This is a genomic window from Cognatundibacterium squillarum (assembly GCF_014652435.1).
Lineage (GTDB): Bacteria > Pseudomonadota > Gammaproteobacteria > Burkholderiales > Burkholderiaceae_D > Undibacterium > Undibacterium squillarum.
Genome location: NZ_BMYU01000011.1, coordinates 24,625 through 37,313 on the forward strand (window position 1 = coordinate 24,625; position 12,689 = coordinate 37,313).

A 12,689-nucleotide genomic window follows, 5' to 3' on the forward strand; every position below is an offset into this window, starting at 1 on the left:
GGAAGATATGCCAGCAGCTTTGTTTGGAATCTTACTATCTGCATTTAACAGCATTTTTGGCTTCGTTCTTCGAGCCGCTACCATCAAGTTTATTTTGTTCACGGTTCTGTATCTGGCAATCCGCGAGATCATTCCGATTCTTAAAAATGCAGGCATGCTGCCCGGCGCAGAGCAAGCCGGATCATTAAATAATGCCTTGCTCGGAATTCCGTCAGGCGTTTGGTATTTCCTAGATCTGATGAATTTTCCGACAGGACTTCGCCTGGTCGTTTCGGCTTACGTAACGCGGTTCATCATCCGTCGCATTCCATTGATCGGATAATGATGGCGATCAATGCATACGTTGGGCTACAGGGGTCTGGCAAAAGTTTCGAAGTTGTTTCCTCCGTGATCGTTGACGCAATCGCACAAGGGCGTCGCGTCGTGACCAATGTCGCCGGGATCAATGAAGAAAGAATTCACGCATACCTGATAAAAAAGCGCGGGTCTGAACGCGAACAACTCGGAACCATCGTTCATATTGAAAACGATAGGATTAGCCAGCCACAGTTTTTTCCCGACGAAGAAAAACCGGAATTAGAGTCCATCGTAAAAGGTGGTGATCTTGTGGCGATCGATGAAGCTTGGCGCTTCTGGGGAACGGACAGCGGCAAACTATCGCATGAACACATGCAATTTTTCCGGATGCATCGTCACTATGTCCATGCGGAAACAGGTATTACTTGCGACGTGGTGTTGATGACACAGGATATTTCCGGCTTACATCGATCCGTACGCAATGTCATCGAATTCGCCTTCAAGATGCATAAACACAAGTCCCTCGGGCTCACAAAGCATTATCGTGTCGAGATCTATGAGGGCTGGAAAATCAACGCAAAAACGCGAATCGATAACCGCCAGAAAAAATACGATCCTGAAATCTTTCCGCTGTATCAGAGTTACACAGGCGGTTCTGGTACCGAGCAATCTATCGACAAACGACAAAATGTCTTAGCAAATAAAGTACTCTGGTACTACGTCACCGGCGTTCTTATTCTCGGCGCTATTTCGACCTATACCGTTTGGAAATTTTTTCATCCGGCACAACAGTCTGCGAAAGCGCCACTGGCTGAAAGAATTGACCCAGTTACGCCCCAACAGATACCTGCAGCACAAGCACAAGTAAAAGCGATGTCGGAATCGTGGCATGTCGTCGGAGAGATTTCGCAAGGTAACGAACGCTGGATAGTCGTCACAAATACAGCCGGAAAACTACGCGTCGAATCGCCATCGATGTTCTATGGAAGCAATGCGTCCATCATTGGTGACTTGGAAGGTGAACGTGTTACGCGCTGGTCCGGTAACCAGCCAACACAGAATCAGGTGGCGGGAGGTGCTGCAAAATGAAAATGCCGATATGCATTCTTGCGGTTGCCTGCGGCACAGCTTTTGCTGAACCGGTCAAAACGCGACCACCGGAAAAGATGGCGCCGCAAATACAAACAAAGGCACCTGTAAAATTTGATTTTCAGGGTGTGCTCGTTTCACAGATCATCGGCTTTGTGTATCTGGAAGCATTGAAGCAACCTTTCGTCATAGATCCTGCGATCCTGAAAGATGATCGGCTGGTTTCATTCCGCTTTGACTCAAGTAACGGAGATCTCAAAACCTTTTGGGAAAACTTTCTGAGTTCGCTGGATCTTTCCGTCGAACGAAAAAATGGCGTGGACTTCGTAGCGCCTATAAAGGCATCAAAAGCTTCTGAAGCAGCGATGGAAATCAGCGTCTATAAACCGCGCTTCCGGGCTGGCTCATACCTTGTTTCCTTGTTGTCTCCGCTTTTTAAAACTGGTGGCTTCACTATTAGCCGGGCTGTTCATCAAACGTCAACAGATAAAAAATCGCCCACAGAAGCACCTCCAGGCACTGCAAGTGCATTGATCGATCAAGAAAGTGACACACTTGTTTTTCATGGAACAAAGGAAGAAATCGCCGTACTCAATGCTTTGCTCCCTCAAGTCGATATCCAGGTCGGAGAGATTTTTGCAAAAGCAGTCGTTTTTGAGGTATCCACGGGCGAAACAGATTCATCTGCATTCGAACTGGCCATCAACTTGCTGAACGGCAAGTTAGGTCTCGCAATATCTGGTACTAGTGCTCTCGCCAACTCGATTTCAATCAAATCCCCGAGTTTTAATTCCGCACTTTCTGCACTGTCCGGCGATACGCGATTCAAAGCAATCTCAACCCCACAGGTACGCATTAAATCAGGCTCACAGGCGCGTTTTACGGTTGGGCAGGACGTTCCTACCCTCGGGGCAATTAATTACGCTGCAAACAGCTCTCAGCCCTTCCAGTCGATTGAATATAAGTCTTCCGGGGTCATTCTGAGCCTGTCACCGACTGTTAGAGATGCTGTAATCGATATGTCCATAGAACAGCAGATCAGCGATTTCGCCAAAACCGAAACCGGGGTCAATAACTCCCCAACGTTGACGAAGCGACAAATCACGACAAACATCAGCGTGGCCGATAAAGAACTCATCGTGATTGGTGGACTTAAGCAGAATAAAGAGACCGCCACACATAATGGCCTTTCCTTTCTTCCTAAGCGGCTTCATGCGAACAGCATCAACACTTCTCAGACTGAAATCCTGCTTCTCCTGCAGGTCGAAAAGATCTCGAATTGATCTCGATTTGTGGGTAAAAAACCGTACGTTACGTTTTCAAATTGACGGTTTTTCACCCACAAACTATTGCTGTTTTCACCTCAAAATTTAGCGCGCTAAATCGAATTCCGGCATATTTTTGCGAAGTTTTAACCAATTTTCGATCAGTGAATGCACTTTTCAGCAGACAGTTTCCGGAATTTGCATGTTTTACGGTGTTTTACCCACACGATTTGATGAGTTTTCATAGGGAATTTGTGGGTAAAAAACCGTACGTTACGTTTTCAAATTCACGGTTTTTCACCCACAAGACATTGCTATTTTCACCACAAATTTAGCGCTCTAAATCGGGTTTCAGTGCTTTTTCGGGAGTGTTTTAACCAATTTTCGGTCAGCAAACGTACGTTTTGGCGAGCAGTGACCGAAATCCTCCTGTTTTACGGTGTCTCACCCACAAGATTTGATGGATTTTCATGGGGGATTTGTGGGTGAAAAACCGTACATTCGGTTTTCAAATACACGGTTTTTCACCCACAAACTAATGCTGTGCGCATTAAATTTAGAATGTAGTTCAAGCTTCTAATGCCTTGCGCTATCTTTGATGTGTAGCCTTATTTATTTGCTATTGGCGAAATAGAGGTATGCGAGTCCAACTGGCGCAATAAAAATTGCAAATGCCCAACATAGTGTCATTGTAATTAACTTAACAATAAGCATGAAAATCGCGTTAACATAAAATACATTTTTCCCGACGATAAAGCCGATAACACTCTCGTAGACGAATCTGGAGTATGGATAAAGCAAGGAATTAACCACAAAAAGAACATACGAAAAAATTGGGGTTGCCACCTTCGCTTGTCCAGTCATGAATACAACAATAGTTGGAAACAACAATCCAAAAACAAACTGCCGAAAATAGTACTCTTTTGATAGTCCACCAAACGTCTTTTGAATAACCGGATGCATTTTAGCCCTCGATGTTGTTTATTGGAAATATTTACATATTGCCACTTATTTTCATTTACGACAACTGTTCGTATTTTCAAGCTAGATTGCTACTCGGGGCCTTTCTAGCGAAATACTTGTCAAGGGCGAGGCAAAAAGAATTTCCCGCGATCAGACGAAAATACTGTTGGATGACTTTTTTTGACTACTCGAAAAAAACTTTTGCTGGCTGGCGGGAAATTGTTTTTGAATCGGCGCAGCGCACCCTTTACAAGTGTGCAGCGATGTACGCTCACGGTAGGGATGCAGGCAGAGCGAAGCGACCCGAAGGGTTGCCTGCACCCCTGCCACGTGGCGAACGCCGCCGGAGGCTTTGGCAAGTCAATGAGCGCTAAATTGCTTTTATAGCAATAATATTACCTGTTACTTCTGTTAAAATTCTTAGCATTATTTATAAAAAAAATGGCAAATTTGTTTTTCAAATTCTCCTTCTGCATGGAAAGTCATGAATAGTATTGAGGTTAAATATTTCGAATTAGTAAATCAAATGGCTGGAGCAGTATCTTTACGGCAGATCGGGTCGGAACTGCTTAACGAGATAGATGAAGTACTGATTCCAGTAAAAGATAGTTTTTTTATTAAGAAATTTTTCGATATTAACCAATATGTATGGCATGTTGAAGACGTTTCCGTATCGCCTAAAACAACTACGCTACCAACAATTTACACAATTTTTTTGAGAAGAGAAATTTCGGCGCATCCCATTGAATATCTTCAACAAACAGTAAAAAAAAATCGTTTTGCTGTTTCTAGAATTCTTTGGTCAGGTACTTTGGTTGAGGTGGACTATGGCTTTTTTCAGAGTGCTGGCCATATGGATGGTCAAATTAAATCAAACAAGCGCTATAGCGACACGCTTCAGTTAGGCGAAATGCAAAAGAGACGACTAGCTATTGTCGTAAAGGCATTTAGTAACCGGGTGCAAGTCATACCAGTCACGTCGGCAGAACCTGATGCCGGTGACAAATCTGCTTTTAAATTAAGTAGAGATACTCTTAGTGACCTTTGTTTTTATGGTTCTTCTGGCAAGGATAGTTGGGCACTTTGCTCAATGCTTGAGACTGTTTCAATAAGGAGAATATTGCCGCCAGCAACGTATTTTCAGCAAGGAAAATTTCGGAAACAAGGAAGAAAGACAAACTACTTTAAAAAATTGTCTGCCCATGAGAAGCGTCTCATGATGTCCGCTCTCATGCACTCAATTGGTGTTACGGATTATGAAGCATGCAAAGAAAAGCTCAAGGAGCAGGAAGCTGAATTAATAAAAATGCATGCACTAGAAGAAGAGATAACTAATTTACAATCAAAATATGACGATTTGTTAAAGAAAAATAAAGAATTAGAGTTAATTAAAGAAATTGCAGTGTCGTGGGAAAGTCATTTTGGTCAAAATGCGCTTGAAATCCAAACACAAGAACTTCGTGACTTGTATCAACAAATCCAAGCCGAAAAGTATTTGACAGAATAACCGGATTTGAGTAAGATTTCTCCAACTGGTGGGAAATTTGGAGCAGTAACAAATTCCCGCGACGGCTTAATTGCCTTACTGCAGATAAAACGATCAATAAGAAACCGCCGATAAGGCGGTTTTTTATTGCCGCAATAAAAGTAGTGGATCTCACCCAGTCGACCAATTGTCAACAGGAAAGCGGCGCAACCATCCACTAAAGAGGTATAAGAGATTGTAAACTGCTGATTTATTGGGTAAAGTTGGCTAATGTGTAGGTGTTAGATAGGATTGAAAATCCTTGTGTCGGTGGTTCGATTCCGCCCCGGGCCACCAAAATATACAAAACGTCGCCTAGTGCGGCGTTTTTTGTTTTCTGCGCCGAAAAATCACTTCTCCGATACATCTCCCACACTGTTTCTTGCGCCACCACCACATCCAGCGCTGAGTTTTTTGCAATCCTGTGCAGCAGTTGGTAGCATTAGTCTTTTAGCAGGTGATCCGCTGCATCCGTGTATGATCAGTCTGTTGCGCGTATTTACTTATCCGACTTATGCAAATCAATTCCAGCGGCAAGGCGATAGAAGTCAAGATATCCACGGTGGTGGCAGTTGTTATTTCAATCAGCGATGCCGATCCTGTCAGAATGGAAGAAGCTCTGCGCGCCATGACAGCAGGCTCTCCTGACTATTTTGACGATGAACTCGCTGTCATTGACGTCGCCGCAGTCAGCGGTCAGCAACCGGACTGGACTGCGATGCTCGCATTGTTGCGACGCTACGGGTTACATGTTGTCGCTGTAAGAAACGCCAGCGACGATGAAGAAGCCGTGTTACGCGAACTGGGACTCAGTATTGATATTGTGAGCAAATCCCGCTCCGAACATGTCGCCGAAGTGAGTTCCGAGATTACTCAAGCGCCTGCCACACCAGAACCGGCGCCAGCACAGGAACCTCAGATTGTGTACCGTAGCCAGCCTGCCATGGTAATTGATCATCCCGTACGTGCCGGCCAGCGCATCTACGCGCGCGGCGGTGATTTGATCATCATGGCTGCAGTGAATAACGGCGCAGAAGTCATCGCTGATGGCAGCATTCATATTTACGCGCCGCTACGCGGGCGCGCACTTGCCGGCGCCACCGGCGACACACAAGCCCGGATTTTCGCCCGGATTATGGAACCGGAACTGGTTTCCATTGCGGGCATCTACCGAACGTTTGAAAACGGCTTTCCAGACCTGCCCGGCAACACACCGGTACAGGTCAAACTGCAGGGCGACAGTATTGAATTGTCCGCCGTCAGTTCAGCAAGCTGAATCACCGGCAAACATCCATCATTTCAGATTCATTAAAGGAGCGATTTGTGGCAAGAATCATTGTTGTGACATCCGGTAAAGGCGGAGTGGGCAAAACCACATCCAGCGCCAGCTTTGCATCCGGTCTCGCGTTGCGCGGCCATAAAACCGCTGTGATTGATTTCGACGTTGGCCTGCGTAATCTGGACCTGATCATGGGTTGCGAACGCCGCGTTGTGTACGATCTGATTAATGTTATCAGTGGTGAAGCAACACTGAATCAGGCACTGATCAAAGACAAACACTGCGACAACCTGTTTGTATTACCTGCATCACAAACACGCGACAAAGACGCATTAACTGAAGAAGGCGTGGAAAAGGTTCTCAACGACCTCGCAGCAATGGAATTTGAATATATCGTTTGCGACTCACCGGCCGGCATTGAGAAAGGCGCAGTCATGGCACTGACCTTTGCGGACGAAGCAATCGTTGTCACAAATCCGGAAGTGTCATCGGTTCGTGATTCCGACCGTATTCTCGGCATTATTCAGGCCAAATCACGCCGTGCGCAGAACGGTGGTGAACCTGTCAAAGAACATTTGCTGATTACCCGCTATTCCCCGAAACGCGTTGAGGCAGGTGAAATGCTGTCCTACACCGACGTTCAGGAAATTCTGCGTATTCCGCTGATCGGCGTGGTGCCGGAATCAGAAGCGGTATTACATGCATCCAACCAGGGTACGCCGGCAATTCATATGAAAGGCTCGGATGTGTCCGAAGCGTATCAGGACATCGTTGCCCGCTATCTCGGTCAGGAGATGCCGCTGCGTTTTATCAACTACGAAAAGCCCGGCTTACTGCAGCGCATTTTCGGAGGTAAATAATATGGCCCTGCTTTCGTTTTTATTTAACAGCAAACCAAAAACAGCGAACACTGCCAAAGAACGCCTGCAAATTATTATTGCGCGCGAAAGAACAGGAAATGGCTATGATTTCCTTCCGGCACTACGTGAAGAACTGATTGCCGTTATTTCCAAATATACCAAAGTCAACCCTGATGACATTAAGGTATCACTGGACAGACAGGGCAACCTCGAGGTTCTGGACGTGAATGTAGTATTGCCTGACATGGAAAATCGTAGTTAACCACGCTGTAACAGACTGACGCCCGACATATGAAAAATATTGTGTTGCGTTTTATGCTTGCAAATTCCTCATGCTCAGATATTCTTGGCAGACAAAATGCGCAAAACCTCTGTTTCAACGAATATCCCGGCAAAAGGGAGTGAGCATCGCACTGCTCACCGATTCGACTGAAGCTGCGGGTTTTGTTCATACATTCGTTATAATGACAAGAAACACAACCCCCGCCTGTCACGACGGTAATAATTATGAGAATCGCTGTACTCGACGACGATAACAATCTGCTGGAACTGGTCTGTACCATCCTGAATGCTGCGGGTCATACCTGCCATCCTTTTCTGAGTGGGAAGGATATGCTGCATCAGTTACGTCGTGAAAGTTACGACATGCTGATTCTGGACTGGCAGGTTCCTGATCTGAGCGGTACGGAAGTACTGCACTGGGTGCGAGAAAAACTGTCTCCGACGCTGCCCGTTCTGTTCATGACCAGCCGCTCAGGCGAAGAAGATATTGTTCAGGGTCTCGCTGCGGGTGCGGATGATTACATGATCAAACCGATACGCCGCAGCGAACTGGTCGCGCGCGTTCAAGCGCTGCTGCGTCGCGCCTATCCTACCCAGACAGCCTCCGAAACCCTGCAGTTCGGCAACTATAAATTCGAAACACGTGCCGGTCGCGTAACGATGAATGATGAAGCGATCGAAATGACCCAGAAAGAGTTCGATCTGGCATTACTGCTGTTCCGCAATCTGGGTCGCCCTTTATCGCGTGCCTACATTCTGGAAGCTGTATGGTCACGTGATGTCGATATCCCGTCCCGCACGATGGATACGCACATATCCCGGGTACGCAGCAAACTGGAGTTGCGGCCAGAGAATGGCTACCGTCTGGCGCCGGTCTACAGCTACGGCTACCGACTGGAACAAGTCACTGCAGAATAAAGTATTCACGGGTCAGCTAGTCTGACCCGCTTCGTTTTGACCACCGGGTTTTCTTATGCGTTCAGCCATTCCTTCCGTTTCTCTCGCCTTTCTGATTTCCGCTTTGTATCAACCAGCCCTGGCAGCTCTGGCGCCGGTAAATCCGGCTGAACTGAAAACCACCGCCAGCGACCTGATTTACACAACGCGGCAAGGCGATACGCTGATGGATATTTCTCAGCAGTTCACCGGAACAACCCGCAACTGGTCGGCGATCGGACAACGCAATCAGATCAGTAATGACCGTACGATTCCGATCGGAACGAACATACATATCCCGCTGACCCTGCTGCCGGATGAAGAAAGTGAAGCGAAAATTGTCGCGATGGCCGGCTCACCGGTGATACGTCCGCTGAAAGGTGCTGACACTGTGGCAACGGTTGGCGCAATTCTCAAAGAAGGAACGGAAATCCGTACCGGAAAAGGCGGCTTCATGACACTGGCATTGCCTGATGAGTCGCGCATTTCCATCCCGTCAAACAGCGCGGTATCACTGAGTAAATTGCGTAAAACCCGTTTCACCTCCAGTCCTCGCACCGAAGTATCAGTACTCGAAGGCAAAGTAGAATCACGGGTAACGTCACTGGTCAGCAATAAAGGGCGTTTCGAAGTGCGGTCGCCACTGGCCGTTGCGGGTGTGCGCGGCACACACTTCCGTGTCGGTGTCACTGATACCGGTACTGCAAGTGAGGTACTGGAAGGCGGCGTCGCTGTCGGAATGGCTGCCACCAAAAAAACAAAGCAAACACTGGTTACTGCCGGAAAAGGCAATCTGACTACGGGCAAAGGCGTCGGCGCTCCGGTTGACTTGCTGCCTCCGCCTCAGCCTGATACTGCGAGCCAGCTACAGATCCGCCCGACCATGGTATTCAATGTGCAAGCCGTCAGCGGTGCCGTTGCCTACCGAGCGCAAATCGCCCGTGATGCAGAGGCGCTGGATATTTTGCAGGAAGGCAGGTTCACGCAACCGCGCTTTAAGTTCGACAGCCTTGACGATGGCCGCTATTACCTGCGAACGACAGCTATTGATGCCCAGGGCCTTGAAGGAAAGCCATCTGTTACCGCCTTTACCCTGAAAGCAAGACCAGAGCCACCATTTACTTCGGAACCCAAAAACAAGATCCGCGCAACACAAGTCCGTTTTGTGTGGACAGAAGCCGCTCAGGCAAATGCATACCGGATTCAGGTCGCGACAGAGCCGGAATTCCGACAACCGCTTATCGATCAGCCTGATCTGCGTGATACGCAATTCAGCACAGACCAGCTCGGAGACCAGCGATATTACTGGCGGGTTGCCAGTATCGCGCAAAAAAACGGCATAGCTGACCAGGGACCGTTCAGCGACACACAGACGTTTGTTAAAATGCCTGTGCAGCCGGGCGCGAATTTCCGCGACTCAGAAGGTAAAGACATCACAATTAACTGGCAATCCGAACCGAGGCAGCGTTTCCTGATTCAGATTGCAACTACAGCGGATTTTTCCAGCCTTTATCTGAGCAAGGAATTAACTGAAGCGGAACTGAAACTGCCGCGCCCGCCTTCCGGCGATTACTACATTCGCGTCAAAGCGACGGACGCAGACGGCTACGTCGGCGCATTTTCTGCCGCTCAGAAAATCCGGATTGAGGCTCGCTGGACAGACAGTAGCGGCGAAGCCATTCGCAGCAATGATGGCGTAGTCCGTACCGGATTCTGATCTCATGAGTAAGCATCGTTCAGAAGTCCGGCAAATCGCTTTTCGGGAATGGCTGATCCTCAGTTTGCTATTGCTGATTCTGACAGCAGTGGTCAGTGCCTCAGGCATCCTGCAACGCTCAGGACTTGGTCTGTACGACCGCATGATGCAGCTCGACTCCCGCCCCGCTCGTGAAGATATTCTGATCGTGGCAATTGATGATTACAGCCTGAATGAGCTTGGCAAATGGCCCTGGCCACGGCAGCATCACGCTGCACTGATTCGTCAGCTGAGCGCAGCAAAACCGCTGGCAATCGGCATGGATGTACTTTTCACGGAGGCTGATAATTCAGTCGCTGCAGATGCAAGTGTACCGGCTGATCAGGCGCTGGCCATGGCCATGAAAGAAGCCGGAAACGTTGTGGTACCAATCACATCTCAAAGCGCAGGTCAGGGATTGAGTGCGGCAAAACCGGCTGCACAGATTGCGGCCGCAGCAAGGCAGGCCGGACACATTCATATTGAACTGGATGAAGATGGTGTGGCTCGCAGTGTATTTCTGCGGGAAGGAACCGGTACGGAATGGTGGCCTCACTTCTCGCTTGCCTTGAAGAACGTCGGCCAGAATATTGCATCCGGCACAGAAACCTGGATTCCTGGCAGTCGCTTACCACTCTCTGAACGAAAGACTTCGCCAAACCAAAGCAGCTGGTTGCGTGACTACCATATGCAGATTCCCTATTCGGGTGGTGCGGGACATTTTACGTCCGTGCCATACGTAGCAGTTCTGCGTGGCGAGGTTCCGGCCAGCTTTATTCAAGGTAAATATGTGCTGGTCGGCCCGACAGCAACCGGTATGGCTGACTCCTTCCCCACACCGGTGACCGGTAATGACGGTGTTGTATCCGGCATCGAAATCAATGCCAACATCCTCGCAAGCCTGCTGGAACACCGTGCGATTGAACCGGCATCGGTCTGGCTGACAGCGATTGTCAATCTGATTCCCGTTTTACTCGCGATGTGCTGCCTGCTGTGGCTGACGCCACGCAAAGCGCTGATCGGCACGACCACAATCTTCGTACTCACTGTCATCAGTAGCGGTGCGCTTTTACACGCAGGACACTGGATCAATCCGGCACCCGCCCTGCTCAGTCTTATCATCGCCTATCCTTTGTGGAGCTGGCGCCGCCTGGAAGCAGCAATCCGCTATCTCGGCGCAGAGCTGCACTTACTTGAGCAGGAACCAGATCTTTTGCCTGAATTTCAGGACGAAAAAGCAGAAAGCGAACTTCAGACCGTTCTGACTGACAAACTGGAAAAAAATATTCAGGCGGTGCACGATGCGGCAAGCCGCGTCCGCAATTTACGCCAGTTTGTGACAGATAGTCTGGCCAGCCTGCCGGATGCGACACTGGTTACCACCACGGACGGCAACGTTGTTTTATCCAATCAGCCGGCCCGCGCCTATTTTGCCGGCATCGGGATTCCGCAGGTCAATGATGCACTGGTGCCGTATCTGTTCGCCAAAATGTCGCAGCCGGTCAATACAGATCCTGTGCACTCACAGAGTTTCAGCTGGTGGGATTTACTGGATTTGAAGCAAACACGCCTGATGGCGCAGGGAATTGAGGTACGCGATCCTGCCGGCAAAGACTTACTGATTAAAAGTGCGCCTTGTTACGATGCAGATAAACATCTGACCGGCTGGATCGTCAGCATGGTGAACATCACCGCGATTCGTGCTGCAGAACGCAGCCGTGATGAAACGCTGCATTTTATTTCTCATGATATGCGTGGCCCTCAGGCTTCCATTCTTGCGCTACTGGAAATGCAAAAGGATCCGGAAACTGCGCTGGACAATGATGAATTCATGAATCGCATTGAACGCGCATCGCGGATTACGCTCGGACTGGCAGATAACTTTGTTCAGCTGGCCCGCGCAGAGTCGCAGGATTACCGGTTTGAAGAAGTCGATTTTCAGGACATGCTGATCGATGCCACCGAAGAAATGTGGTCACTGGCACGCAGTAAGAAAATACGTATCCGCACTGAAATTCCGGAAAAAGAATTTCCGGTTCGTGCTGACCGTTCCCTGATGACCCGTGTACTGACTAATCTGATTTCGAACGCCGTCAAATACAGCCCGCACAACACAACCATTACCTGTACGCTGGAATTGCAACAGGATATGAATGGTTCGGTCATACAGTGTCACATCGCTGATCAGGGATACGGCATACCGCGGGCGGAACAAAGTAAATTATTTCAGCGTTTCCAGCGGTTCAAAACAGCGGAACAACCTAAGAACGACGGCGTCGGGCTTGGAATGGTATTCGTGAAAGCCGTGATAGACCGGCATATGGCAAATATCAGCTTTCAGAGCGCGCCGAACGAAGGAACTACCTTCACAATACAAATGCCTTCGAGCCAGTTTTGAGGCATATCAAATCCACGCTGTCGGTCAGACTCGGGGATACCGCGCTATAATGCAGGCTGA

10 protein-coding genes and 1 tRNA gene are annotated in these 12,689 nt (G+C 48.6%); all 11 read left to right on the forward strand.

What is annotated here, in order from left to right:
* Positions 1-7: 7 nt before the first annotated feature.
* The gene (locus IE092_RS16925) at positions 8-322 is read left to right on the forward strand and encodes a DUF2523 family protein (RefSeq protein WP_229793235.1); all 315 of its coding nucleotides are present in this window, start codon (positions 8-10) and stop codon (positions 320-322) included.
* Complete coding sequence (locus IE092_RS16930) at positions 322-1,386, forward strand: zonular occludens toxin domain-containing protein (protein WP_229793236.1); 1,065 nt, start codon at positions 322-324, stop codon at positions 1,384-1,386. The genes IE092_RS16925 and IE092_RS16930 overlap by 1 nt, the downstream gene beginning before the upstream one ends.
* Positions 1,383-2,669, forward strand: a complete 1,287-nt coding sequence (locus IE092_RS16935; protein ID WP_189358582.1) for a type II secretion system protein GspD — start codon at positions 1,383-1,385, stop codon at positions 2,667-2,669. The genes IE092_RS16930 and IE092_RS16935 overlap by 4 nt, the downstream gene beginning before the upstream one ends.
* Positions 2,670-4,098: 1,429 nt before the next feature.
* Positions 4,099-5,121, forward strand: coding sequence for a type II toxin-antitoxin system PemK/MazF family toxin (locus IE092_RS16940; RefSeq protein ID WP_189358584.1), 1,023 nt, complete (start codon positions 4,099-4,101; stop codon positions 5,119-5,121).
* A 236-nt stretch (positions 5,122-5,357) separates the two neighbouring features.
* Positions 5,358-5,436 (forward strand) — tRNA-OTHER (locus IE092_RS16945).
* Between the two features lie 217 nt (positions 5,437-5,653).
* Positions 5,654-6,415, forward strand: a complete 762-nt coding sequence (gene minC / locus IE092_RS16950; RefSeq protein WP_189358586.1) for a septum site-determining protein MinC — start codon at positions 5,654-5,656, stop codon at positions 6,413-6,415.
* Between the two features lie 47 nt (positions 6,416-6,462).
* On the forward strand, positions 6,463-7,278 hold the full coding sequence (minD, locus tag IE092_RS16955; protein WP_189358588.1) for a septum site-determining protein MinD: 816 nt from the start codon (positions 6,463-6,465) through the stop codon (positions 7,276-7,278).
* Between the two features lies 1 nt (position 7,279).
* Complete coding sequence (gene minE, locus IE092_RS16960) at positions 7,280-7,540, forward strand: cell division topological specificity factor MinE (protein ID WP_189358589.1); 261 nt, start codon at positions 7,280-7,282, stop codon at positions 7,538-7,540.
* Positions 7,541-7,785: 245 nt separating this feature from the next.
* Positions 7,786-8,478: a response regulator transcription factor gene (locus tag IE092_RS16965; RefSeq protein WP_189358591.1), complete on the forward strand. Its 693-nt coding sequence runs from the start codon at positions 7,786-7,788 to the stop codon at positions 8,476-8,478.
* A gap of 55 nt (positions 8,479-8,533) precedes the next feature.
* The gene (locus IE092_RS16970) at positions 8,534-10,213 is read left to right on the forward strand and encodes a FecR domain-containing protein (RefSeq protein ID WP_189358593.1); all 1,680 of its coding nucleotides are present in this window, start codon (positions 8,534-8,536) and stop codon (positions 10,211-10,213) included.
* Positions 10,214-10,217: 4 nt separating this feature from the next.
* Positions 10,218-12,629: a CHASE2 domain-containing protein gene (locus IE092_RS16975; RefSeq protein ID WP_189358595.1), complete on the forward strand. Its 2,412-nt coding sequence runs from the start codon at positions 10,218-10,220 to the stop codon at positions 12,627-12,629.
* The last annotated feature ends 60 nt before the right edge of the window (positions 12,630-12,689 follow it).

Bases quoted from the DNA above. Each gene is read 5' to 3' on its own strand.
- IE092_RS16925 (WP_229793235.1), top strand. From the start codon at position 8: ATGCCAGCAGCTTTGTTTGGAATCTTACTATCTGCATTTAACAGCATT.
- IE092_RS16930 (WP_229793236.1), top strand. From the start codon at position 322: ATGATGGCGATCAATGCATACGTTGGGCTACAGGGGTCTGGCAAAAGT.
- IE092_RS16935 (WP_189358582.1), top strand. From the start codon at position 1,383: ATGAAAATGCCGATATGCATTCTTGCGGTTGCCTGCGGCACAGCTTTT.
- IE092_RS16940 (WP_189358584.1), top strand. From the start codon at position 4,099: ATGAATAGTATTGAGGTTAAATATTTCGAATTAGTAAATCAAATGGCT.
- minC (WP_189358586.1), top strand. From the start codon at position 5,654: ATGCAAATCAATTCCAGCGGCAAGGCGATAGAAGTCAAGATATCCACG.
- minE (WP_189358589.1), top strand. From the start codon at position 7,280: ATGGCCCTGCTTTCGTTTTTATTTAACAGCAAACCAAAAACAGCGAAC.
- IE092_RS16965 (WP_189358591.1), top strand. From the start codon at position 7,786: ATGAGAATCGCTGTACTCGACGACGATAACAATCTGCTGGAACTGGTC.
- IE092_RS16970 (WP_189358593.1), top strand. From the start codon at position 8,534: ATGCGTTCAGCCATTCCTTCCGTTTCTCTCGCCTTTCTGATTTCCGCT.
- IE092_RS16975 (WP_189358595.1), top strand. From the start codon at position 10,218: ATGAGTAAGCATCGTTCAGAAGTCCGGCAAATCGCTTTTCGGGAATGG.